The 23,139-nt window shown below is 43.7% G+C and carries 19 protein-coding genes and 2 pseudogenes; 11 read left to right on the top strand and 10 right to left on the bottom strand.

The features are described from left to right. Positions 1 to 306: 306 nt before the first annotated feature. Positions 307 to 2,937, bottom strand: a complete 2,631-nt coding sequence (gene topA, locus KHN78_RS12690; protein WP_211916301.1) for a type I DNA topoisomerase — start codon at positions 2,935 to 2,937, stop codon at positions 307 to 309. Positions 2,938 to 3,372: 435 nt separating this feature from the next. Between topA and KHN78_RS12685 the strand changes: the two genes are divergently transcribed. Further along, the gene (locus tag KHN78_RS12685) at positions 3,373 to 3,621 is read left to right on the top strand and encodes a YciN family protein (protein WP_128810557.1); all 249 of its coding nucleotides are present in this window, start codon (positions 3,373 to 3,375) and stop codon (positions 3,619 to 3,621) included. 65 nt (positions 3,622 to 3,686) lie between these two features. On the opposite strand, the gene aroA is transcribed toward KHN78_RS12685, so the two are convergent. Further along, the gene (gene aroA, locus KHN78_RS12680; protein WP_211916300.1) at positions 3,687 to 4,967 is read right to left on the bottom strand and encodes a 3-phosphoshikimate 1-carboxyvinyltransferase; all 1,281 of its coding nucleotides are present in this window, start codon (positions 4,965 to 4,967) and stop codon (positions 3,687 to 3,689) included. 175 nt (positions 4,968 to 5,142) lie between these two features. After that, complete coding sequence (locus KHN78_RS12675; RefSeq protein WP_128810555.1) at positions 5,143 to 5,619, bottom strand: glycine zipper 2TM domain-containing protein; 477 nt, start codon at positions 5,617 to 5,619, stop codon at positions 5,143 to 5,145. A 40-nt stretch (positions 5,620 to 5,659) separates the two neighbouring features. Between KHN78_RS12675 and aat the strand changes: the two genes are divergently transcribed. From aat to infA, 3 genes are all read left to right on the top strand, one after another. After that, positions 5,660 to 6,370, top strand: a complete 711-nt coding sequence (aat, locus tag KHN78_RS12670; protein ID WP_211916299.1) for a leucyl/phenylalanyl-tRNA--protein transferase — start codon at positions 5,660 to 5,662, stop codon at positions 6,368 to 6,370. After that, entirely contained in the window at positions 6,367 to 7,068 is a 702-nt protein-coding gene (locus tag KHN78_RS12665) for an arginyltransferase (RefSeq protein ID WP_211916298.1), read from the top strand. The genes aat and KHN78_RS12665 overlap by 4 nt, the downstream gene beginning before the upstream one ends. An 80-nt stretch (positions 7,069 to 7,148) precedes the next feature. Beyond that, on the top strand, positions 7,149 to 7,367 hold the full coding sequence (gene infA / locus KHN78_RS12660) for a translation initiation factor IF-1 (RefSeq protein ID WP_001040192.1): 219 nt from the start codon (positions 7,149 to 7,151) through the stop codon (positions 7,365 to 7,367). Between the two features lie 162 nt (positions 7,368 to 7,529). Here the strand turns inward: infA and clpA are convergent, their stop codons facing one another. Both clpA and clpS read right to left on the bottom strand, forming a co-directional pair. After that, on the bottom strand, positions 7,530 to 9,800 hold the full coding sequence (clpA, locus tag KHN78_RS12655; protein WP_211916297.1) for an ATP-dependent Clp protease ATP-binding subunit ClpA: 2,271 nt from the start codon (positions 9,798 to 9,800) through the stop codon (positions 7,530 to 7,532). Positions 9,801 to 9,847: 47 nt separating this feature from the next. After that, positions 9,848 to 10,168 carry an ATP-dependent Clp protease adapter ClpS gene (clpS, locus tag KHN78_RS12650; protein ID WP_128810552.1) on the bottom strand — a complete coding sequence of 107 codons (321 nt, stop codon included), beginning with the start codon at positions 10,166 to 10,168 and terminating at the stop codon, positions 9,848 to 9,850. Between the two features lie 760 nt (positions 10,169 to 10,928). Between clpS and cspD the strand changes: the two genes are divergently transcribed. Continuing rightward, on the top strand, positions 10,929 to 11,147 hold the full coding sequence (gene cspD / locus KHN78_RS12645; RefSeq protein ID WP_211916296.1) for a cold shock domain-containing protein CspD: 219 nt from the start codon (positions 10,929 to 10,931) through the stop codon (positions 11,145 to 11,147). 245 nt (positions 11,148 to 11,392) lie between these two features. On the opposite strand, the gene KHN78_RS12640 is transcribed toward cspD, so the two are convergent. Beyond that, positions 11,393 to 13,615, bottom strand: a complete 2,223-nt coding sequence (locus tag KHN78_RS12640; RefSeq protein WP_211916295.1) for an NADP-dependent isocitrate dehydrogenase — start codon at positions 13,613 to 13,615, stop codon at positions 11,393 to 11,395. 369 nt (positions 13,616 to 13,984) lie between these two features. Here KHN78_RS12640 and KHN78_RS12635 point away from each other — a divergent pair, with 369 nt between their 5' ends. Further along, a complete protein-coding gene (locus tag KHN78_RS12635) occupies positions 13,985 to 14,689 on the top strand; it encodes a pseudouridine synthase (protein WP_128810549.1) in 705 nt (234 codons plus the stop codon). A gap of 129 nt (positions 14,690 to 14,818) precedes the next feature. Here the strand turns inward: KHN78_RS12635 and KHN78_RS12630 are convergent, their stop codons facing one another. Together KHN78_RS12630 and KHN78_RS12625 are read right to left on the bottom strand one after the other, a co-directional pair. Further along, complete coding sequence (locus tag KHN78_RS12630) at positions 14,819 to 15,472, bottom strand: DUF2057 family protein (RefSeq protein WP_211916294.1); 654 nt, start codon at positions 15,470 to 15,472, stop codon at positions 14,819 to 14,821. Positions 15,473 to 15,689: 217 nt separating this feature from the next. Beyond that, the gene (locus tag KHN78_RS12625; protein WP_211916293.1) at positions 15,690 to 16,682 is read right to left on the bottom strand and encodes a porin; all 993 of its coding nucleotides are present in this window, start codon (positions 16,680 to 16,682) and stop codon (positions 15,690 to 15,692) included. Between the two features lie 515 nt (positions 16,683 to 17,197). On the opposite strand from KHN78_RS12625, the gene dinG reads away from it, so the two are divergent. The 5 genes and pseudogenes from dinG (at position 17,198) to xthA (ending at position 21,628) form a co-directional block, all read left to right on the top strand. Then, positions 17,198 to 19,273, top strand: a complete 2,076-nt coding sequence (dinG, locus tag KHN78_RS12620) for an ATP-dependent DNA helicase DinG (protein WP_211916292.1) — start codon at positions 17,198 to 17,200, stop codon at positions 19,271 to 19,273. Positions 19,274 to 19,319: 46 nt separating this feature from the next. Further along, positions 19,320 to 20,106, top strand: a pseudogene (locus KHN78_RS12615) (sulfite exporter TauE/SafE family protein). Next, positions 20,103 to 20,649, top strand: a pseudogene (locus KHN78_RS12610) (primosomal replication protein). Before KHN78_RS12615 ends, KHN78_RS12610 begins: the two co-directional pseudogenes overlap by 4 nt. Beyond that, positions 20,649 to 20,825 carry a pleiotropic regulatory protein RsmS gene (gene rsmS / locus KHN78_RS12605; protein WP_211916291.1) on the top strand — a complete coding sequence of 59 codons (177 nt, stop codon included), beginning with the start codon at positions 20,649 to 20,651 and terminating at the stop codon, positions 20,823 to 20,825. Before KHN78_RS12610 ends, rsmS begins: the two are co-directional and overlap by 1 nt. Continuing rightward, complete coding sequence (gene xthA, locus KHN78_RS12600; RefSeq protein WP_211916290.1) at positions 20,822 to 21,628, top strand: exodeoxyribonuclease III; 807 nt, start codon at positions 20,822 to 20,824, stop codon at positions 21,626 to 21,628. The genes rsmS and xthA overlap by 4 nt, the downstream gene beginning before the upstream one ends. Before the next feature lie 73 nt (positions 21,629 to 21,701). Here the strand turns inward: xthA and KHN78_RS12595 are convergent, their stop codons facing one another. Then, complete coding sequence (locus KHN78_RS12595) at positions 21,702 to 22,379, bottom strand: ABC transporter permease (protein ID WP_211916547.1); 678 nt, start codon at positions 22,377 to 22,379, stop codon at positions 21,702 to 21,704. Positions 22,380 to 22,382: 3 nt separating this feature from the next. Next, on the bottom strand, positions 22,383 to 23,123 hold the full coding sequence (locus KHN78_RS12590) for an ABC transporter permease (protein WP_128810542.1): 741 nt from the start codon (positions 23,121 to 23,123) through the stop codon (positions 22,383 to 22,385). Positions 23,124 to 23,139 lie beyond the last annotated feature (16 nt).

The following is a 23,139-nucleotide window of genomic DNA, read 5'->3' as shown; positions in this document are numbered from 1 at the left end:
GCCTCATAAGTTATCGAACTGGAATAAAATTACAATTTTAAATACGCCATTCTGTGTCACGTACATTATTTACTTACCCAAGACGATACTTGGATCACAATAACACCTGCAACAAGTTACATCATGTAAACAACTTACAAACTAAACGACCACATAAGTGCAGTTTTGCGACAGAATACGTTGAAAGAATGACCATTAGATGAACGTGGAAAGAGATTTAGAAAAGAAACGTATTGATAATATTAACAAAAACACAAAACAAAAAGGCAGCGAATTCATTCGCTGCCTTTGTTCGAGTCCTTTTAATTACGCTTTTGCTTTTTTACGCTTGTCCGTAACTTCCCACTTGCCGTCGACAAATAAGGCAGTCCAACCACTTGGCTTACCGTCATCTTCAGTACGAACATAGTTTTCTTTCGTTTTACGACTAAAACGAACCACCGCTGGACGACCATCAGGATCAGCCTCTGGCGCTGTAGTCAGGTACTTAAACTTCTCTGGTAGACGTTCTTCAAAACGAGCCAGCTCCGAAACCAATGGTGCACGAGTTTCACGTGATTTAGGGAAGTTGCTTGCCGCCATAAATAGGCCAGAAGCACCATCACGTAAAACAAAGTACGCATCCGAATTTTCACACGGCAGTTCTGGGAAGTGAACAGGATCTTCTTTCGGCGGTGCAACTTCGCCGTTCTTTAAGATCTTACGCGTGTTCTTACACGTTTCACTCGTACAATCCATGTATTTACCGAAACGGCCGTTTTTCAGAACCATGTCCGAACCACACTTATCACACTCAACAAGCGGGCCGTCATAGCCTTTTACTTTAAACTCACCATACTCAACGATATAGCCTTCACAGTTCGGGTTATTACCACAAACATGCATCTTACGCTTATCGTCTATCAGGTATGCGTCCATTGCTGTTTCACAGATAGGACAACGTTTTTTAGCACGAAGCGCAGCGGTTTCAACATCTTCTTCAAGAACGTTGATGATGCCCTCTTCATCACCTAAGTTGATGGTTGTCTTACAACGCTCTTTCGGTGGCAACGCATACCCAGAACAGCCCAAGAATACACCCGTAGATGCAGTACGAATTCCCATTGGACGGCTACAAGTCGGACACTCAATATCTGTCATCACAATGTGATTCAGCTTCATGCCGCCTTCGTCTTCATCTTGTTCGGCTTTTTCCAGATCACCCGTGAAATCTGAGAAGAAGTTATCGAGCACATCTTTCCATTTAACTTCTCCTTCAGCGATTTGGTCAAGCTTCTGCTCCATACGAGCCGTGAAGTCGTAGTTCATTAGATCGTTAAAGCTGTCATCAAGACGGTCAGTAACGATCTCGCCCATCTTCTCTGCGTAGAAGCGGCGCTGTTCTACTTTCACATAACCACGATCTTGGATCGTAGAGATGATTGAAGCGTAAGTAGAAGGGCGACCAATGCCACGCTTCTCAAGCTCTTTAACCAAAGCAGCTTCTGTAAAGCGTGCAGGTGGCTTGGTAAAGTGCTGTTTAGGATCTAATGACTCAAGGTCTAACTTATCACCCAATTGAACTGCAGGAAGAATTGTGTCTTCGTTTTTCCCCATAGGGCGCTGCACGCGAGTCCAACCATCGAACTTAAGAATACGGCCTTTCGCTTTCAGCGTGTATTCTGCTGCTTTTACGCTAATCGTGGTTGAATCGTATTCTGCTGGCGTCATTTGACACGCAACGAATTGATTCCAAATCAACGAGTAAAGTTTATGTGCATCGGCGTCAACACCTTGTAAATCTTCCGATTTTACTGAGACATCAGATGGACGAATCGCTTCGTGTGCCTCTTGCGCACCCTCTTTGCTACCGTAAGTTAACGGTTTAGCAGGTAAGTATTTGTCGCCAAATTCTGAACCGATGAATCCACGAACCGCATCGACTGCTTCTGCACTCAGGTTAGTCGAGTCAGTACGCATATATGTGATGTAACCCGCCTCATACAAACGCTGAGCCAGCATCATTGTCTTTTTAACGCCGTAGCCTAAACGAGTACTCGCCGCCTGCTGAAGCGTAGAGGTAATGTATGGTGCCGATGGCTTACTCTTTGTTGGACGGTCTTCACGCTTACATACTTCGTAGCTTGCTTTTTCAAGCACAGAAAGCGCAGCTTTGGTTTCGCTTTCATTAACCGGTTTAAACGCCACTCCGTCTTTTTGAGCGACAAGCAATTTGAATGCTGTTTTGTCTTTCGTATGTGTGTTCGCGTTTATATCCCAAAACTCTTCTGGGATAAACGCATTGATTTCACGTTCACGTTCAACCAGTAGCTTTACCGCTACCGACTGTACACGACCCGCAGATAAACCACGTGCAACTTTCTTCCATAGTAATGGAGAAACCATGAAACCCACTACGCGGTCCATGAAACGACGTGCTTGCTGCGCGTTAACGCCATCCAAATTCAGCTCACCAGGTGTCTGGAACGCTTGTTGAATCGCGTTTTTTGTAATCTCGTTAAATACAACGCGTTTGTATCGCTCTTCATCGCCCCCGATGATCTCACGAAGGTGCCATGCGATTGCCTCCCCCTCGCGGTCCAAATCGGTTGCGAGATAAACGTAATCAGCATCTTTCGCTAATTTTTGCAGTTCGCTGACGACTTTTTCTTTACCTGGAAGAATTTGGTAATTGGCTTCCCAGTCATGATATGGGTTAATCCCCATTTTTTTGATCAGAGCCTTGCGGTCTTTTTCTTTTTTAACACGCGCTTTCTCTTCTGGGCTCATCCCCTTTGTAGAAATAGCAGCGGCTTTTTTCTCTCCAGTGCTTTGACCGGCCGTAGGCAGATCACGCACGTGACCAACACTAGACTTAACAATAAAGTCTTTTCCAAGGTACTTGTTTATTGTCTTAGCCTTGGCTGGTGACTCCACTATAACGAGCGATTTACCCATAACTGACTCTAACGTCCTTCATAATAATGCGGGTAAACACTCCCTTAGGAAGTCCTCCCGCATAATGTTCTATTCATTGCTTCTTTTTTTACTATTGTGCGAGATGAAAAGAAGATCAACTGCTTTTTTAAAATTCAGATCCAATTGGTTGACAATTCATCGTCTTTATACTCGGACAAGCCCAGATTCCACAAAAGGTCTTCTGCGGCATATACTAAGCAGGCCAAGAATCTTCTAGCCAATCGAATTCAATAAATTTAGTCTCTCATCACAAATATTCCCTTTTCCACAAACAAATCTGATCGCATACTCACACGAAATAAAGTAGACCATTTCTTATTGCTTGCAACGGAATCAGAGATTTTGCTATGCCATCAAATGGGAATTCTAGGTATACTCTTGCGAACTTAAGTTTCATAGAATGACGAGAACGTTATGTCTGACAAAAAATACATCGAAGAATTTGACCTGCTGATGATCGCGAACCAAATTATCCAAGAGCATGACGACTACATTGATGGCATGCGAGCGACTAGCGTAGAAGAAAAAGAAGGCGTACTGGTTTTTAAAGGCGAATACTTTTTAGATGAAAAAGGCATGCCAACAATGAATACCACCGCGGTATTCAACATGTTTAAATACTTAGCGCACCATCTATCTAAAGAGTTCACTCTTAACAAGTAAATATTTAGAATTTCAACAAAAAGCCAGAGTGTCAACTCTGGCTTTTCTCTTTAGATTTCTGCGAACTAACAGCTTAGTGCTTTTAATTTATCGAAATAATCAGGGAAAGTTTTCGATGTACATTTCGGGTCATTGATTGTCACTGGTGTATTGCTTAATGCAACCAACGAGAAACACATCGCCATTCGATGATCATCGTAAGTGTCGATTTCCGCATGTTTGAGTTGGGTGACAGGATGGACAATAAGATAATCATTCCCCTCTTCTACCTCAGCGCCAACTTTGCGAAGTTCCGTTGCCATTGCAGACAAACGATCGGTTTCTTTTACACGCCAGTTGTACACATTGCGAATCGCTGTCGAGCCTTGCGCAAACAGTGCTGTTGTCGCAATCGTCATGGCCGCATCCGGAATATGGTTGTAATCCATATCGATGCCTTTTAGCTGACCAACACGAGAGATGACGTAATCATCGCCCCATTCAATCTCCGCACCCATTTTTTCAAGTGCATCAGCAAATTGGATATCACCCTGTATGCTGTTTTTACCAATACCAGTAACTTTGACTTCACCACCTTTGATTGCCGCAGCCGCCAAGAAATAAGAGGCCGACGACGCATCACCTTCCACCAAAAAATCACCTGGGGCGATATATTGCTGCCCGGCAGGTATGACAAATTCTTGGTAATTGTGGTTGATCACTTCCACACCGAATTGCTTCATGATGTGCAGTGTGATGTCGATATACGGTTTAGAAACCAGTTCGCCTTCAATATTGATGCGAATTTCACCCTCAGCCAATGGCGCGGACATTAAAAACGCAGTTAAAAATTGGCTAGAGATAGAACCATCGATCGATACTGAACCGGATTTCAAACCACTTCCAACAATTTTTAATGGCGGATAGTTTTCATTCTCTAAGTACTCAACATGAGCGCCAGCTTGCCGGAGTGCAGTAACAAGATGCCCTATAGGACGCTCTTTCATACGAGGCTCGCCTGTCAGTACGTATTCACCTTGCCCCAAGCAAAGTGCTGCTGCCAACGGGCGCATTGCCGTTCCGGCATTCCCTAAAAACAGCTCAACCGGCGCTGACACTGAAAAGGCATGTCCCAATCCCTCTACAACACACTCTGTTTTATCTTCAGAAAGTTGATAGTGAACACCAAGCGTCGTTAAAGCGTTTAACATATGACGAATGTCGTCACTATCAAGAAGATTAGTAAGACGCGTCGTGCCCTTGGCCAAGGCCGCGAGCAGCAAAGCTCGATTAGAAACACTTTTTGAACCAGGAAGGTTTACTTCCCCATGAATTTTTTTGATTGGTTGTAACGTTAGGCTTTCCATTAAGCGTTGATAATCCTTTGTACTCTCACTTTACAATTCGGGCAGTTCACAAATTCGGAGAGCTAAACAATTCTTCGTGAATTCAGACTAACGAAAAAACCGCCACAAAACTAGAGCAAATCCATGCTATTTTTTGAATAAATAGTCAGCTTGATTGAGGCGTCATTTCGCTTCATTAGTATGCGATATCGACTCGAACCCCATCGTCAAAGTACAAAATACGAACATCATCACCCCGATTAAATAGCATGCTATTATCAACATCTTGAATCACGTTGATCAACTTATCACCATCCACTTTGATCAGCAGTTCGACAAGTTTATATTCCACCGTGTATTGATAATTACTGCGCTCTCGTGCAACTGCCGCTCCTGCTAGCGCTCCCACAGCTGTGGCGACCTCTTTACCTGTTCCGCCACCAAACTGGTTCCCGACTAAACCACCAATCGTCGCACCCAATAATGTTTGCCAACCGTTACTTTGGGATTGTTTGACTTCTTGCTGAGTAATGTAACGAACGGAGTCTACTTTGCCATATACCACTTGATTAACGGGTTTTGCGACATTTCTTTCGTATGATGCATTGGCGAAAAAAGGCAAAAACAGTATGATCCATGCCCAGCGTTGTACGTTAAATCTTGTTCTTCTCATACTAAGCTCCTATAAGCTCTGATGTTGGTAAACTCTTTTTATGCCTATCTACTTAACTGAATTGGATGACTCATTCTTGTTTCCATCCCCCTACGAAGCATTAAGCGATCCAAATGGTTTGCTGGCTATCGGGGGCGATCTCAATCCTGAGCGCATTCTAAACGGCTACCACCAAGGTATTTTTCCTTGGTATGGTCCCGGAGAGCCTATACTCTGGTGGAGCCCATCGCCGAGAGCGGTCTTTGATCCAAACACATTCCGGCCATCAAAGAGCCTAAAAAAGTTTCAACGCAAACAACAGTATAAAGTAACCTTGAACAATGCAACCGCCCGCGTAATTCAATTGTGTTCATCCACACGCCCGGCAGAAGAGACCTGGTTAAACGAGGATATGCAACGCTCATATATTGAGCTCGCAAACCAAGGCTACTGCCATTCCATTGAAGTATGGCATGATGACCAACTGGTTGGAGGGCTGTATGGGATAAGTGTGGGTCAGCTTTTTTGTGGTGAATCGATGTTTAGCCTTAAAGATAACGCATCCAAAATTGCATTGTGGTATCTATGTGAGCATTTAGCGTCAAATGATGGTCAATTGATCGACTGCCAAGTCATGAATTCACACCTCGCTTCTCTTGGCGCATTTGAACTTGAGCGTGATGCTTTCTTAAAAAAACTACTATCTTTAAGAGATAAGCCGACAAAAATAGGAACTTTTGAACCTCGAACCCTGCAGGACATGCCACGATGAGCACAGAGCTTCAACAAATACGCATTGGACTAACGAATAACCATCCATGCAGCTACCTGCCTAATCGTCAAGAGCGTGTCGCTGTAGCCCTTGACGAAGAACTGCATACCGAACACAGCTACCAGGTTCTTTTAGCCAATGGATTTAGACGCAGTGGAAATACCATTTATAAGCCCCACTGTGAACTTTGCAGCGCATGCGATCCAATACGAGTATCCATCGCAGATTTTGTGGCGTCGAAAAGCCAAAAACGCTTATTAAACAAGGCTACCCAATTACGCTGGGAAGCAAAGCCTGAAATGGATAAAGATTGGTTTGATTTGTACAGTCGTTATATTTGCAAACGCCACAAAGATGGTACGATGTACCCTCCACAAGAAGAGGAGTTTGCTCGTTTTGCACAAACCACATGGCTCAAGACACGCTTCCTCCACATCTATGATGGCTCACAGCAATTAGTTGCAATTGCCGTCACCGACGAAATGTCGCAATGTGCGAGCGCGTTTTACACCTTTTTCGATCCTGACTTTCCCCTTTCCCTCGGTACATTGGCGGTTCTTTACCAAATCGAGTTTTGCCAAAAGAACGATAAACACTGGCTTTATCTGGGGTATCAGATTGATGAATGTCCGGCAATGAACTACAAAACACGATTTCAGCGCCACCAAAGGCTAGTAAATCAGCGTTGGCAAGGGTAGAATACGCTCCAACTTTACATAATTACTAATTAGCGGCAGAATACGCACGCTAATATTGCCTAATTTCTAAAGAGGATTAAATGGCTAAAGAAGACGTAATTGAGATGCAAGGCACTGTGCTTGACACTCTACCAAACACTATGTTTCGCGTTGAACTTGAAAACGGTCACGTTGTGACTGCACACATCTCTGGTAAGATGCGTAAGAACTACATCCGTATTCTTACTGGCGATAAAGTAACAGTAGAGATGACTCCATACGACCTTTCTAAAGGCCGCATCGTCTTCCGCGCTCGTTAATCTTAGATTTTCGGATGCAATAAAAAACGGAGCTTTTGCCTCCGTTTTTTATTGTCTGAAATTTGCTCTGAATACCAATACTCAGTCACCACGTCGTGAACAAAAAAAAGCGCACGATGAATCGCACGCTTTTATACAGGCTCGGCACTATTAACTTATAACTTAGTGAAGCGCTGCTTCTTTCTCGCTCAAGTACTCGAACTTAAGCTCATCTTTCACTAACGTCACTTTAACCGTTCCACCATCAACTAATGAACCAAACAGAAGTTCATTTGCCAACGGTTTCTTGAGCTGTTCTTGGATAACACGGCTCATTGGGCGAGCCCCCATCGCTTTGTCGTACCCTTTGTGAGCCAACCAATGACGAGCATCTTGCGACACTTCCATCGATACGCCACGAGCATCCAGTTGAACTTGTAGCTCAACAATGAACTTATCTACAACTTGATGGATGATGCTTTCATCTAGGCTATTAAACCAAATGATGTTATCAAGACGGTTACGGAACTCTGGCGTAAATACTTTCTTAATTTCCGCCATCGCATCGTGAGTGTTGTCTTGCTGAATCAGACCAATGGATTTCTTCTCGGTTTCCGCCACACCAGCGTTAGTGGTCATGACGAGAATCACGTTACGGAAATCTGCCTTACGGCCGTTGTTATCCGTTAACGTACCATTGTCCATCACTTGCAGTAGCAAGTTAAAGATGTCTGGATGCGCTTTTTCAATCTCATCAAGTAAAACCACTGAGTGAGGATGCTTAATAGCGGCATCCGTCAGCAAGCCACCTTGGTCATAACCAACATAACCTGGAGGCGCACCGATCAAGCGGCTAACGGAGTGACGCTCACCGTATTCAGACATATCAAAACGAAGCAGTTCAATACCAAGCAGTTTCGAAAGCTGAACAGTCACTTCTGTTTTACCAACACCGGTAGGGCCTGCAAATAAGAATGAGCCTACTGGTTTGTTGTCTACACCTAAACCCGCACGAGACAGTTTGATCGCCTCTGACAGCGCATCAATTGCATCATCTTGACCGAAGACCAACATCTTCATCTTATCATCAAGATTTCTGAGTATATCTTTATCTGACGACGATACCGACTTCTCTGGAATTCGAGCCATTTTCGCAACCATGGCTTCGATATCGGCAACACCGACGGTTTTCTTACGACGACTAGCAGGAGCAAGACGACTGCGCGCACCCGCTTCATCAATCACATCAATGGCCTTGTCTGGTAAGTGACGCTCATTAATGTACTTCGCTGACAATTCAACCGCCGCACGCAATGCTTTGTTGGTGTAACGCACTTCATGGTGAGCTTCGTACTTCGGCTTAAGGCCGATTAGAATTTTAGTCGTATCATCGAGCGACGGTTCTACTACATCGATCTTTTGGAAACGGCGAGATAATGCTCGCTCTTTCTCAAAGATGTTGCTGTACTCTTGGTAGGTTGTAGAACCAATACAGCGCAACTTACCGCTACTTAAGAGTGGCTTGATGAGATTGGCAGCATCGACTTGTCCACCAGATGCGGCACCCGCACCAATGATGGTATGAATCTCATCGATAAATAGAATCGCATCTTCTTCTTTTTCTAGCTGCTTTAAGATGGTCTTAAAGCGCTTTTCAAAGTCACCACGGTATTTTGTGCCAGCTAAAAGGGAGCCAATATCAAGAGAGTAGATGACACTATCTTGAATCACTTCTGGCACTTGACCCTCAACGATTCTCCAAGCAAGACCCTCTGCGATAGCCGTTTTACCAACGCCCGCTTCACCAACTAGTAACGGGTTGTTTTTACGACGGCGGCAAAGGACCTGAATCGTACGCTCTAGCTCTTTATCGCGTCCAATAAGTGGATCAATATTACCCGCCTTTGCAACTTGATTAAGATTGGTTGCAAAACTCTCTAAACGCTCATCAGGATTCACCTCTTCCGGCGTCTCTGCACCGAAAGAATCTGACGATGGTGAATCCTCATTCGATCCGGATGCTTTTGTAATACCGTGAGAAATAAAGTTCACAATATCTAAGCGTGAAATGTCATTCTTCTTCAACAAGTAGGCCGCGTGAGACTCTTGTTCGCTAAAAATAGCGACAAGAACATTAGCACCGGTAACTTCGTTACGACCCGACGACTGAACGTGAAAAACCGCACGCTGCAATACACGTTGAAAACTCAACGTTGGCTGCGTTTCTCTTGTCTCGTCACTTTCTGGAATGAGAGGCGTCGTTTGATCAATGAAAATATCGAGCTCGTTGCGCAAAGCATCAAGATCGGCTTTACAGGCTAATAGGGCTTCCTTAGCTGCATCATTTTCTAACAATGCAAGTAGGAGGTGTTCGACAGTCATGAACTCGTGACGTTTATCGCGTGCGCGAGCGAATGCACCGTTAAGGCTTGACTCTAGTTCTTTATTTAGCATAAGTACCTCCCGAAAGAACAACTTGGTTGCTCGAGCAAGTCTTCTTGTTACGCTTGCTCCATAGTACATAGTAGCGGATGTTCATTTTCCCTTGAGTACATCGTTACTTGCGCTACTTTAGTTTCAGCAATTTCTGCGCTGTATGTGCCACAAATTGCCTTTCCTTCATAGTGGATCTTGAGCATGATTTGTGTTGCTTTATCAATATCATGAGAGAAAAATCGCTCAAGTATCTCTATGACGAAATCCATAGGTGTGTAGTCATCGTTATTTAGTACAACATTGTAAAGCTTCGGTGGTTGTACTTTTGTACTTTCTCTCTCCAGAAGATCAGAGTCCGGAGTCACCCATTCAAAATTTTTACTCATGGCAATTTAAAGATATCTTATCAAAGGGTTGATGTTTTCGACCTATAAAACCAATCTACCATAAGCATGCCGCATGGTGTAGTGAGATATGGCACCTTAATGGACTTTGATAGATAAAAAATTTCGTCCTATATAGAGACTAATCCACCTCTGATGGGCACGCAAATAAAAGATTTTTCCCATTCGAGTTACATTCAAATTTGCTTGACTCATTGACCTCTTTATCAAAAGTCGCACTCCGTACCGCGCCTTTTTCTCACATTAAACCAAGCCAAATAACAAGGTCGTATCCGTGGCAGGAGATCACACTTATCGCGTTAGGTTTCGCTATTTATTACCAAAATGACACTTTTTATTCATTTAGTGATTAACTCTAGTCGTTAGGTAAAATTCCGGATGTAAGACCAAAATAAAAAACGTTTAACAGGACATAAAACTATACAGAAACGCTGAGCAGACAAACTACACTCATAATTGTTAATTTATCTGGTGCTTTGTTTTTAATAATTACTTTATTTGTTTCAATTCACGGTTGACTGATGAAATTCATTGACTAAAGTGGAAAGTGTTGATGCATAAATCGTCATTAGCCGTCATTCAGGCTATGGCGATTTTAGTGGCTCAACTCGACGTGTGTTGGCGAAGTCTGGCTGTTATTTAAAATGAATAACGTCGGTGATAACTAACAATGAGACCAAGCTAAAGGTATGGCTTGGGGCAGTAATAATATCAGTTACAAATGCATGAGGGATGTAAACGCATGGCTACAGGTACAGTAAAGTGGTTTAACAATGCCAAAGGATTTGGGTTTATCTGTTCAGACGAAGAGGATGGAGATATCTTTGCCCACTACTCAACTATCCAAATGGACGGTTATCGTACACTGAAAGCAGGCCAACAAGTCTCATACGAGATTGAAAAAGGCCCTAAAGGTTCACACGCAAGCAGCGTTGTTCCAATAGAAGCCCAAGCTAAATAGGCTCGTCTCTAGGATTACCGTTAAAGGCTTTTGTGGCGAATACGGTAAACAAGCTAAGAAGACAAATAAACCCGCATGAAAGCGGGTTTATTGTTTTCTGAAAGCCTGTTTGTTGCAGAATCCATAGCTTGGTATAGCGAGCATATTGAAGAGCTGCAATAAAAAATAAAGCACACTGCAATGCAGCGTGCTTATGGTTACTAAATAATATAGTTACTAAATAATATAGCTACTTATTAATATCGTTACTTAATAATGGCATTAAATGTTGAGCTCGGGCGCATCAACGCTGAAACCAGCGTATCATCCAAAGAATAGTACCCGCCCAATTCACCTTTCACGCCCTGTGCATTATTCAGCTCCGCAACAATTGCTTCTTCCTGTTCGGACAGCGTTTTAGCGATTGGAGCAAACTCTGCGGCTAGATCGGCATCTGTTGCTTGTTCTGCTAGTGCTTTTGCCCAATAAGTCGCGAGGTAATAGTGACTGCCACGGTTATCCAACTCACCAACTTTACGCGATGGAGATTTGTTGTTATCCAAAAACTCACCCGTTGCTTTATCTAAGGCATCAGCCAGTACTTGCGCTTTCGCATTTCCAGTCACCGTACTTAAATGCTCAAGCGATGCCGCTAGTGCTAAAAACTCACCAAGTGAATCCCAACGAAGATGGTTTTCTTTTTCTACTTGTTGTACGTGCTTAGGAGCAGAGCCACCAGCACCCGTTTCAAATAGACCACCGCCATTCATTAGCGGAACAATAGACAGCATTTTAGCGGATGTACCCAGCTCTAAAATTGGGAACAAATCCGTTAGGTAATCACGCAATACGTTACCAGTGACTGAAATCGTATCAAGGCCATCTTTAATACGTTCAAGAGAGAACTTACACGCATCAATTGGCGCGAGAATCTTGATCTCTAGGCCTGACGTGTCATGTTCTGGCAAGTACGCATTCACCTTTTTAATCAGCTCTGCATCATGAGCACGGCTTTCATCCAACCAGAATACCGCTGGAACACCCGTAGCACGAGCACGAGTCACAGCCAACTTAACCCAATCTTGAATTGGAGCATCTTTAACCTGACACATACGGAAGATATCACCCGCTTCTACTGCTTGTTCTAGCAGAACTGTGCCTGAAGCGTCTACTACGCGAACAGTACCTGCTGCGTCGAGAATGAATGTCTTATCGTGAGAGCCATACTCTTCTGCTTTTTGAGCCATTAGTCCCACGTTTGGCACGCTACCCATCGTGGTTGGATCAAACGCACCATGTTCTTTACAGAAATCAATGACCGCTTGGTAAATGCCCGCATAACAACGATCTGGGATCATTGCTTTCGTGTCTTTCTGCTTACCATCTGGCCCCCACATTTGACCAGAAGAACGCAGCATTGCTGGCATAGATGCGTCTACGATGATGTCACTCGGTACGTGCAAGTTTGTAATGCCGCGATCCGAATCCACCATTGCCAATTCAGGTTGGTTTTCATAAACCGCTAGAATTGCTGCTTCAATTTCTGCTTTTTGTTCAGTTGGCAGAGACTCAATCTTCGCGTATACATCACCAATACCGTTATTCACGTCAACGCCTAGCTCATTAAATAGCGCGCCATATTTCGCGAATACATCTTTGTAGTACACTTTGACTGCATGACCGAAGATGACCGGATCCGATACTTTCATCATCGTTGCTTTCATGTGAAGAGAAAGCAATACATCTTGCTCTTTCGCCTCTGCAATTTCTTTTTCAAAGAAAGAGACAAGTGCATTTTTGTTCATGACAGAACTATCGATCACTTCTTTATCTTGCAGCGAAAGAGAGGCTTTTAGCTCTTTAACGGAACCATCTGCCCCAACGAATTCAATTTTTGCCTTTGTCGCTCCAGATATCGTCACAGATTTCTCACTACCGAAGAAATCACTACCCGACATGCTAGCAACATGTGATTTAGAGTCCGCAGACCATGCGCCCATTGAATGTGGGTTCTTTTTCGCATAGTTCTTCACAGATAAAGGGGCACGGCGGTCAGAGTTACCCTCACGAAGCACTGGGTTTACCGCACTACCTTTGATTTTGTCATACGTCGCTTTGATCGCTTCTTCTTCGTAGGTGCTTGGCTCTTCAGGGTAATTAGGTAGCGCATACCCTTTTGCCTGTAGCTCTTTAATCGCCGCTTTTAATTGAGGGATGGATGCCGAAATATTAGGAAGTTTGATGATGTTTGCTTGCGGCGTTTTCGCTAGCTCACCGAGTTCAGCAAGTGCATCACCAATACGTTGTTCTTGTTTTAAATGCTCTGGGAAGTTCGCAATAATACGACCCGCTAATGAAATATCACGAGTATCTACATTAATGCCAGATGATGCGGTAAACGATTGAATAATTGGTAATAATGAATACGTTGCAAGCGCTGGTGCTTCATCAGTGATCGTGTAGATAATGGTAGGTTTTTCTGTAGGCATGAAATTTCCCTATTTTTTACTCAACAGAGCAGAATCTTTAGCTCTAGAGTTTGTTGAATTGACGCAGTGCTTAACGTTAGTAGTGCATTCCTCCTCACCAACGTCACATGCGGTTTGCACTCTTTTTTGTAGTTTGGAGCTCTATGGCTCTCTATCCATGAGTACACTTTGTACCAAGCTTACTTTTAGGCGGCTTTGTGTTGTCAGCCCTACCTAAAAGCGACTTAGCTATATCATTAAACAATTAACACGAAATAGTCTATTATTCTGTGCGCTTTTGTTAGTTTTAGGCGCGCAAATGATAGCCGAAAACAGAAGAACATAAAACTTTCAAACACAAGTCATTTACAAAATTGCAAGGTAGTTAACATGTCATCTCGCACGAGCCAAGAAAAAGGTCGCCGTAGCCAACAACCTAAATCGGGGCATTTTAAACGCTCGGGAAAGTCAAACAACACCGCTGGGCAAGGTCAAAAAAGACACGCTCGTCCTAACCGATCTTCATCAACGACGAAGCCAAGAATCGCTCCAGAAGATCGTAAAGTGATCATTTTCAATAAACCTTATGACACATTAAGCCAGTTTACTGATGGAGACGGTCGCAAAACACTTGCAGATTACATTCCTGTAAAAGATGTTTATGCCGCTGGTCGACTCGATCGCGACAGTGAGGGGTTAATGGTGTTAACAAATGATGGGATCTTGCAAGCCAAGCTGACCCAACCGACATCAAAATCACCTAAAACCTATTGGGTTCAAGTGGATGGTGCACCTAGTGAGGAAGATTTAGAAAAGCTACGCCAAGGCGTTGAGCTAAAAGATGGAATGACACTGCCAGCAAAAGTAGAACTTATGCCCGCGCCGCACATTTGGGACAGAATCCCTCCCGTTCGTTTTCGAGCCAATATTCCTACGACTTGGCTAGCGATCACCATCATAGAGGGAAGAAACCGCCAAGTAAGACGTATGACAGCGCACATTGGCTTCCCTACTCTGCGTTTAGTCCGCTACTCGATGGGAGACATTGTGTTGAATGATCTACAACCTGGTGAGTGGCGAGAAATCACCATCTAATTTGGTTCGTTAAGCTCACGCTAAATAAAAGGGCTTTCGCTTCACCGACTGATGTCTGTATATCGAAAGCCCTAACAACCTGACAATCAAATCCAATCCAATCCAATCCAATCAAAAGATTGATGGTAATTACTGCTGAGAAACCCATTTAAGAAAGGCTTCACGCTCACTCTTAGACATTTCTAAATAGGCAATTTTAGCCCTTGTCATCGATGAATGCGTTTTAGTCGCGACTTGAGTCTGAGTCGGTGTATTGATCATCTCTTCTTTCGTTAACTGGACTTCTTTGCCATTTACAAAGTGAACACCTTGCGCTTGATTGTATTCTGCAAGCTGAAGGTCTAGATCTGAATATGGGAACATGCCTTTTTTGCCCGGCATTTTGTATTGAGCGAACTCTGCCTCTTCACCATCAACACGCACTTTCCAATCTGCTTTATCAGATTCAAACATTTGCTGCGCTTGGCGAACGTCTCTAAAGCGTGGCACATCAATCTCTAATTCGTTACCCATGACGTTTGTGGTAATGATGTACGGTACCGATTTAAACTGAGTGCGTTTATCGCCGTGACCAATCGATAAGTTTGCTTTTACAACGAGTTGGTTGCTGCCTTGCTTTAATGCAAACGGCTTCTGTAAATCGTCAGCATCTTGCCCATTGACGAACAGGACTTCGACGACTTTGTTTGACTTTATTGTCGGCGTTACATCACCTGTGTTCGCATTGACTGCACCAGACATTAGTAAAACCACTAATGCCGACATCCAGATTTTTAAATTCATTGTTCAATACCTTTCCATAAATCCACGTCATCTATGAGGACGCTAAGTACTCTCGCTGCCCACATTATACTATTCAAAACAAACAACGACGATCTATTGGCTATGAGAGCAGCCGCTTACGACAAGTTTTTCTATATAGTTTTCTAAATACTTTTCTAAATAAATGTAAAAAGGCCGCACAATGGCGACCTTTTAAGTATCGTTCTAAGCGAAGCGATTAGAATGTGTAGTAAGCACCTGCTACTACTAGATCGCCTTCAACTTTCTCTAGACGATCTTCTGTCTCAACGACAGAGTACTCGATGAAAGTTTTTAGATTAGCTGATAGTTTGTAATCAGTACCTAATGTGTAGTAGTGACCTTCAACATCTTTTTCGCCATCAGAGAAACCGAATGTTGTGTACAGACGTGCATCGTTGATTTGGTATGCTGCTGCTGCTGCGATTGTGTCTAGCTCTTCGTTGTTGATGTCTTCAACAATGTAAGCCACAGCTGCTTCGAAGTTGTTCATGTTGAAACGCGCAGAAGCACCTGTGATGCTGTATTCTAGCTTCTCAACTTTACCTTCTTCTTTGTAGAAGCGAGTACCTTGATCTTGGTACATTGCACCTACAGTGAACATATCGTTCAGTGCGTACTCAGCAGAGAAGCCGTATGCTACGTCATTGTTTTCAGCTTGATCTAGGTAAACGTCAGCGATAACTGTTAGTTTCTCGAAGCTACCTTTAACTGCTGCTGCGTGACCGCCACTTTCTAGGCCATTTACGAAGTCATCAGCACGATCGTAACCTTCGTTAGTGATGTCTAGTGTGATTGCGTCTAGTGTGTCACCGAAATCACCGATTTCACCAACTGCAACACCCCAGTTTTGACCGATGTATGCACCGAAGTATAGGTCATCTGTTGATACTGATTTGTTGTCTGCATCGCCTGCAAAACCTTCACCGTTTTCGATTTCGAAAGAACCGAATAGAGTCACGTCTTGGTTTAGTTTGTGTTGTGCGTCGATTTGGATTTTAGCCCAAAGATCGATGTCAGCATCTTTCTTGTTAGTTGATACGCCGTTTGTTTTCTTTTCAGACGTGCTTAGGTACGTATCGATTTCACCAGAAATGTTGAAAGATGATTCGCCGTTGTCGTAGATGTTGCCAGCTGCAAGTGCAGACGTAGAGATGCCCGCTACAGCAAGCGCTAATAGAGTCTTTTTCATAGTTAATCCACTGCCTTTTCTTAGTTCGGGATATCTCTTGGGGATTCCCTTTTTTTATTTTTTGTGGCTAAGCTGTTAACAAAAAGCAACTTATGCTTGCCTACAAAATCTGGGCGCTAGATTGCAAAAGATTATTCTGCCTGTCAAATTTTCTAAACCAACTTATCAAAAAACAAAAAACTTCTTATTTTTCATTATCTTGATATTTTTACACCTTATAGTGTGATTAAGTTCTAAACAATTAGTGCAACGAAATGCAAGTAATAACAATGTCAATAGATAGCAATTATCACCAACTTAAGTCGAATCTATAGATTAAATTGGAATTTAATTTCAACAAAATACAAATACGCAGAGTTAAATTTTTTACTTTATAAAACAAGCAAACGCATTTATTTGACTAATATTTTTTTGTGATGGAGATCGATGTTTTTCACAAAAGCATTCTATTTTGCTAACTACATTACGTGCAGTGATGTGTGCTACTATTCGCTTCCACCGCATTTGAGGCCAGTATGCTAACCAGTAACATTCAAAAATCGATTCGAACTAGCTATCAAAATCTACAAGCTCAGCTCGATAACTTTGTTCCACGACGCGCGCAAAACTACCTCGTTGCTGAGATCGCTAAAACGCTATGCGGGCAATACCATAAGTCCAATCGCATGCTGATTGCTGAAGCTGGCACAGGGATTGGAAAATCGCTGTCTTATTTAATGGCAGCGATTCCTGTTGCGGTTTACAACAACCGTAAAGTTGTCATCTCAACAGCAACTGTGGCGTTGCAAGAACAGTTAGTGAACAAAGATCTGCCTCTATTTCGTAGAATTACCGATCGCGAGTTTTCTTTTATTCTGGCCAAAGGACGCCAGCGTTACTGCTGCGCAGAAAAACTGGCAACAGCGTGCGGCGCAGACGGTGGTCAACTGGCGATGTTCGAAACAAAGCCAAAGAAAAAAGACATCGAACTACTGGAAACCATGTACCGCTCACTAGCTCAAGGTAAGTGGGATGGCGATCGTGACGCTTGGCCGAAACCAATCGATGATAGATTGTGGCAACTTATCGTCAGTGATAAGCACAGCTGTAACAACAGTCTACCTGGACACCGAGGTTGTCCATTCCAAAAAGCACGAGCAGAGCTAGACAAAAACGATGTGATCATAGCCAACCATTCGCTTGTCATGGCAGATGCGGATCTCGGTGGTGGCGTAATATTACCTGAGCCAGAAAACACCATTTACGTCTTTGATGAAGCGCACCACTTGCCTCATGTGGCTCGCGATCACGCCTCTGCATCGGCAAGCCTAAAAGGGGCGGCCGCATGGCTTGAAAAGCTCAATCAAGCAACAAGCAAATTTTCTTCTTTAGCTGATGAGAAACGCGTTGGGCGATTTCGTAATGATCTGCAAGAATCCATTCAAGAGCTGATTCCTGCATTAAGCCAATTGCCAAAACAATTCGATCCCGCTCAATTTGAAGATGGCATCTATCGTTTTGAGCATGGTGAACTCCCGACTTGGTTAGAGAACCAATCGAAAGAACTTAAACAGTTAAGTAAAAAAGCGAATCAGAGTGTCGCTAAAATTGCCGATCTGATTGCTGAAAGAGTCAAAGATGGTGAGCTATCCTCTCGATTAGCAGAGCCGGCACTAGCTGAATTAGGGTTTTACATCCAACGATTAGAAAACTTGGCTCAAGTATGGCGTCTGATGGCAGAGCCCACTCGCGAAAAAGGTGCGCCTCTTGCTCGTTGGTTAGAAACGCATCCAGATCGTGAAGGTGATTTCATCGTTAGTGTTTCACCGCTAGAAATTGGATGGCAGTTGGATCAGCAAATTTGGAGTCGTTGTGTCGGCGCGGTTTTGGTTTCTGCAACCATGCGTGCTCTCAATTCGTTCCAATACTTTTGCCACCAAGTTGGCGTTGATGCAAAACCAGAAGCCGGCACTCAGTTTTTAGCATTGGCTTCGCCATTTGATTATCAGAACCAAGCTGAATTGCTCATACCAACGATGAAGTATGAACCACAAGCACCTCAGTTTACTGAATATCTTATTGAAATTTTGCCTAAGTATTTAGAAGACAACAAAGCAAACTTAGTATTATTCTCCTCTTATTGGCAGATGAACCAAGTTGCCGAAGCGCTAAGTGCTGGCTTCATTAAACGAGGCTGGGCATTGCAAGTTCAAGGAGAAAGTTCTCGTTCTGAAATCCTAAAAAAACATAAAAAACTCGTCGATACACAGAAAACGAGTATTTTATTTGGTACGGGAAGCTTTTCTGAGGGGCTCGACCTACCGGGGGAGCTACTAGAAAACCTTGTCATTACCAAGATACCTTTCGGTGTTCCAACGTCGCCGGTAGAACAAGCGCACTCTGAATACATAGAAAAGAAAGGTGGCAATCCGTTTATGCAAATTACGGTGCCCGATGCGAGCAAAAAGCTGATTCAAAGCGTAGGGCGATTACTGCGTAAAGAACGCGACTCTGGTAGAGTAGTCATTCTTGACCGCCGCCTAGTGACAAAGCGCTACGGACAAGCGCTTATTGACTCGCTACCGCCATTTAAACGAAATATTCCCAGGTGACATCATTGACTCGTGGGCATAGCAAATATTAGAAGAATAACAATTTATGGAAATGATTGAGCCAACCATGTTGTTGGTGTTGGCGCTCGTCGCTTTTGTTGCTGGGTTTATCGATGCTGTGGCTGGCGGCGGAGGCATGTTAACCGTGCCTGCCCTCCTATCTTTAGGACTGCCGCCGCACGTCGCATTAGGCACTAACAAACTGGCCGCATCATTCGCCTCTTCTACTGCTGCTTTTACGTACTACAAAAAACGTTTATTTAAACCTCCAATGCTGGGGAAGAGGCCTTTGTCGCTACACTTGTTGGGGCGACATTAGGCACGTTATTTGTCGATGCGATCAGTACCGAATGGCTTGAAAAGCATTGCCTCTTATTATTCTTGCCGCGGCGATGTATACCGTGTTTCACAAAACACCACACACGGCACACCAAAGCCCAACACCTGAACCTTGCCCCCTACTCAATAAAAAACAGTATATCCAAGGGTTAAGCATTGGGTTCTATGATGGTCTTGCAGGGCCAGGAACTGGGGCATTTTGGACAGTCAGCTCAATGGCATTGTATCGACTTAATATTTTGCTCGCGTCAGGTTTAGCAAAAGCCATGAACTTTACGAGTAATTTCACCTCTCTTGTTACATTCGCATTTTTAGGTCACATCAACTGGGTGCTAGGCTTAACCATGGGCCTTTGCTTAATGGCAGGCGCATTTGTTGGTGCGCATTCTGCCATTCGATTTGGCGCAAAATTCATCCGTCCCGTATTTGTCACAGTGGTGAGTATTCTCGCGATTAAACTTGCCTATGACGCTTGGTTTGTAGGACTCACATGAACATTAAGCAACTTTCAGACAACTTAGAACACATGTCTAAACAAGCAGCGATGCTTGATCGTCAAAGAGGGGAACACCACGTTTCACTGTTTGATGAGCGCTTATTTCACTGTCGTTCTCGCTTACTGGTTCCTTGCGTAAAAGAAGCCAGCGCCACGCTCGACGCCATTATTCGTGAACAAAAAAGAAAATAAGCTCACTGCACTTCGAGCGGAGTACCTCACCGAGCGACTCGTCGCACAGATTTCTGCGATTCAGCGTGAAATCTCAACGACAAAAATACGTAAAGGTGAAATAAAACACAGTAGCCACTTCAGAAAGCCTATCAATGTGCTTTATCAAGAACTGGCTCAGCACCAGGAATGGGCTCGCCGACTAAGAGAAATGGTGTTAGACAAACAAAGAGCACTGGATTCATCTCCGAGTTTTGCCAGAGCAGAAGCCCAAAAAGTCCTGCTCGCAACCGAGCAACGATTAGCACGGTGTGAAGCCGCATTGTTAAAGCTTGAAAACCAGATCACTTACAGGGAAAAACATCAGTAATGTCCGATAAAACCCCATCCCCACTTGATGATGCACCAGCAGAGATTAAACTTGCTGTCGATCTGATCTATTTACTAGAAACCAACGAGATAGACTCAGATACAGCACTAAAAGCGATTAAGATTGTGCAAAACGATCTGGAGAACAAACTCGCCCTTGAGAAGGATAAAAAATGAAAGTCATCAGCTTTAACATCAACGGACTTCGCGCACGTCTGCACCAACTCCAAGCACTTATTAACAAGCATCAACCTGATGTGATCGGCCTTCAAGAAATTAAAGTTCACGATGAAGCTTTCCCAATCGAAGATGTCGAAGCGATGGGTTACAAAGTTTACTTTCATGGTCAAAAAGCGCATTACGGTGTAGCAATGCTATGTAAGCAAGAGCCGATCAGCGTTCAAAAAGGGTTCCCAACAGATAATGAGGAACATCAAAAGCGCATGCTCATGGCAACGTTCGAAGATGAAAATGGCGAAAAAGTAACGGTATTAAACGGCTATTTCCCTCAAGGGGATAACATCTCTCACGAAACCAAGTACCCATACAAGCGTCAGTTCTACAAAGACTTGATGACTTACCTAAACGAACATCATACCAATGACGAACAACTTATCGTTATGGGTGACATCAATATCAGCCCTATTGATGCAGACATCGGCATCGGTGAACCAAACCGTAAACGCTGGTTAAAAACCGGTAAATGTTCTTTCCAACCAGAAGAACGCGAGTGGTTGCAAACACTTTTGGATTGGGGCTTTGAAGACACTTTCCGTCACTTACACCCAGAGGTTAATGACCGTTTCTCATGGTTTGATTACCGTTCTCGTGGTTTCGATGATAACCGCGGCCTACGCATCGACGTCATTTTGGCAACCCCAGCGCTTTCTAAGAAGTGCGTTGAGTCAGACATTGATTATGAGTTGCGTGGCATCGAAAAACCATCGGATCACGCTCCTATCTGGTCTACATTCAAATAAATTGTGACTTTCCAAAATATGAAGAGCGCCAATTGGCGCTCTTTCTTTTGGGTATCTGAAGAACATTCATCGATTAACTCAATGGTCTCAAATAGGCTAAGAATCGCTTCTCTGCTACTTTGAAGCACCACAAGATAATAAACGTCAACGCCATATAGAATAGGCCTGCGGTCAAGAATGACTCAAATGGTGCGTAGTAACGCGAGTTAACCAAGCGAGCAGCCCCAGTTAAATCCATAATAGTAATGATACCAGCAACCGCGCTGCCATGAAGCATAAAGATGACTTCATTCGAGTAGGCCGGCAATGCTCTGCGCAAGGCACTTGGCAAAATAATACGGCGATAAGTCATAAACGTGCTCATGCCATACGCTTTTGCTGCCTCAACCTCCCCTTTCGGTAACCCATTAATCGCACCACGGATAATTTCTGCTGTATAAGCGGAAGTATTGAGTACAAAAGCGACCAATGCACAAAACCATGCGTGTTCCCATAACGTGTCTTTTACTGGGAAAAATTGGTCCATACCGTAATAAATCAAATAGAGCTGCACCAGCAACGGTGTACCACGGAAGAAGTAAATAAAAGCCCAAGATGGCAAACTTATCGCATAGTTATCACTGTTACGTGCAACCGCTAGCGGGATCGAAACACATAAACCAATAACAAGTGCCACAGCAACAAGCCAAACCGTCGTCCAAAGCCCCTCTAGGTAAACCGGAAAGCTTTCAATAATCAATGAAAAGTCCATCATTTACCTCGCATGAATACTGAACTTGCGTTCCACCAGCTTAAGTAAGCCTGTGGAAACACTGGTAAAAAATAGGAAAATGATCGCGACAGCCAGATAAAAGGTAAACGGCATTTTTGTTGTTCCTGCCGCCAATGAACTCATACGGACCATGTCGTCGAGACCAATGATCGAGACAAGTGCCGTCGTTTTCAGTAGCACTAACCAGTTGTTACCGAAACCAGGTAAGGCATGGCGAATCATTTGCGGTAAGAGAATTCGTCTAAAAGACATCACTGAGCTCATGCCGTAGGCTTTTGCCGCTTCCAGTTCGCCTTTATCAACCGCCATGATCGCACCGCGAAACGTTTCAGCCATGTAAGCGCCGAAGATAAAGCCAATGGTTAATACACCAGCAATAAATGGGCTGACATCAATGTAATCCGGTAGGTAAGACGTCCATTCATGATCAGGGTTGCTGGCAGTAAACCATTCGTTTAACGTTTCATTAATGGAGTAGAGGCTATTGTTCAACAGAATTTGGCCACCAAAGAAAATCAGCATCATCAACACTAAGTCAGGGATACCGCGAATAATGGTGGTATAGAGTGTTGCAATAGCTCGAGCCCATTTGTACGGTGCAAGTTTCGCTAATGCACCAAGCATTCCGAGCACAACGGCTAACAGCAGTGAAAGTACAGCAACCTCAATGGTCACTAACGCCCCTTTTAAAATTGAGGCTTCATATCCTTGTAGATCCAGCATAGGTGAGTTCCTAATC

Source organism: Vibrio sp. B1REV9 (assembly GCF_905175395.2).
In the GTDB taxonomy this organism is placed as follows: domain Bacteria; phylum Pseudomonadota; class Gammaproteobacteria; order Enterobacterales; family Vibrionaceae; genus Vibrio; species Vibrio alfacsensis.
The sequence above is the reverse complement of the archived record's forward strand: the minus strand, read 5'-3'. Positions and strand labels throughout refer to the sequence as shown.

What these genes read in the sequence shown, in the direction of transcription:
- dinG (WP_211916292.1), top strand. Translation starts at nt 17,198, where the DNA reads ATGCTAACCAGTAACATTCAAAAATCGATTCGAACTAGCTATCAAAAT.
- KHN78_RS12635 (WP_128810549.1), top strand. Translation starts at nt 13,985, where the DNA reads ATGTCATCTCGCACGAGCCAAGAAAAAGGTCGCCGTAGCCAACAACCT.
- KHN78_RS12630 (WP_211916294.1), bottom strand. Translation starts at nt 15,472, where the DNA reads ATGAATTTAAAAATCTGGATGTCGGCATTAGTGGTTTTACTAATGTCT.
- infA (WP_001040192.1), top strand. Translation starts at nt 7,149, where the DNA reads ATGGCTAAAGAAGACGTAATTGAGATGCAAGGCACTGTGCTTGACACT.
- KHN78_RS12640 (WP_211916295.1), bottom strand. Translation starts at nt 13,615, where the DNA reads ATGCCTACAGAAAAACCTACCATTATCTACACGATCACTGATGAAGCA.
- KHN78_RS12675 (WP_128810555.1), bottom strand. Translation starts at nt 5,619, where the DNA reads ATGAGAAGAACAAGATTTAACGTACAACGCTGGGCATGGATCATACTG.
- rsmS (WP_211916291.1), top strand. Translation starts at nt 20,649, where the DNA reads ATGTCCGATAAAACCCCATCCCCACTTGATGATGCACCAGCAGAGATT.
- KHN78_RS12625 (WP_211916293.1), bottom strand. Translation starts at nt 16,682, where the DNA reads ATGAAAAAGACTCTATTAGCGCTTGCTGTAGCGGGCATCTCTACGTCT.
- clpS (WP_128810552.1), bottom strand. Translation starts at nt 10,168, where the DNA reads ATGAGTAAAAATTTTGAATGGGTGACTCCGGACTCTGATCTTCTGGAG.
- aat (WP_211916299.1), top strand. Translation starts at nt 5,660, where the DNA reads ATGCCTATCTACTTAACTGAATTGGATGACTCATTCTTGTTTCCATCC.
- xthA (WP_211916290.1), top strand. Translation starts at nt 20,822, where the DNA reads ATGAAAGTCATCAGCTTTAACATCAACGGACTTCGCGCACGTCTGCAC.
- topA (WP_211916301.1), bottom strand. Translation starts at nt 2,937, where the DNA reads ATGGGTAAATCGCTCGTTATAGTGGAGTCACCAGCCAAGGCTAAGACA.
- KHN78_RS12595 (WP_211916547.1), bottom strand. Translation starts at nt 22,379, where the DNA reads ATGGACTTTTCATTGATTATTGAAAGCTTTCCGGTTTACCTAGAGGGG.
- KHN78_RS12665 (WP_211916298.1), top strand. Translation starts at nt 6,367, where the DNA reads ATGAGCACAGAGCTTCAACAAATACGCATTGGACTAACGAATAACCAT.
- cspD (WP_211916296.1), top strand. Translation starts at nt 10,929, where the DNA reads ATGGCTACAGGTACAGTAAAGTGGTTTAACAATGCCAAAGGATTTGGG.
- aroA (WP_211916300.1), bottom strand. Translation starts at nt 4,967, where the DNA reads ATGGAAAGCCTAACGTTACAACCAATCAAAAAAATTCATGGGGAAGTA.
- KHN78_RS12590 (WP_128810542.1), bottom strand. Translation starts at nt 23,123, where the DNA reads ATGCTGGATCTACAAGGATATGAAGCCTCAATTTTAAAAGGGGCGTTA.
- KHN78_RS12685 (WP_128810557.1), top strand. Translation starts at nt 3,373, where the DNA reads ATGTCTGACAAAAAATACATCGAAGAATTTGACCTGCTGATGATCGCG.
- clpA (WP_211916297.1), bottom strand. Translation starts at nt 9,800, where the DNA reads ATGCTAAATAAAGAACTAGAGTCAAGCCTTAACGGTGCATTCGCTCGC.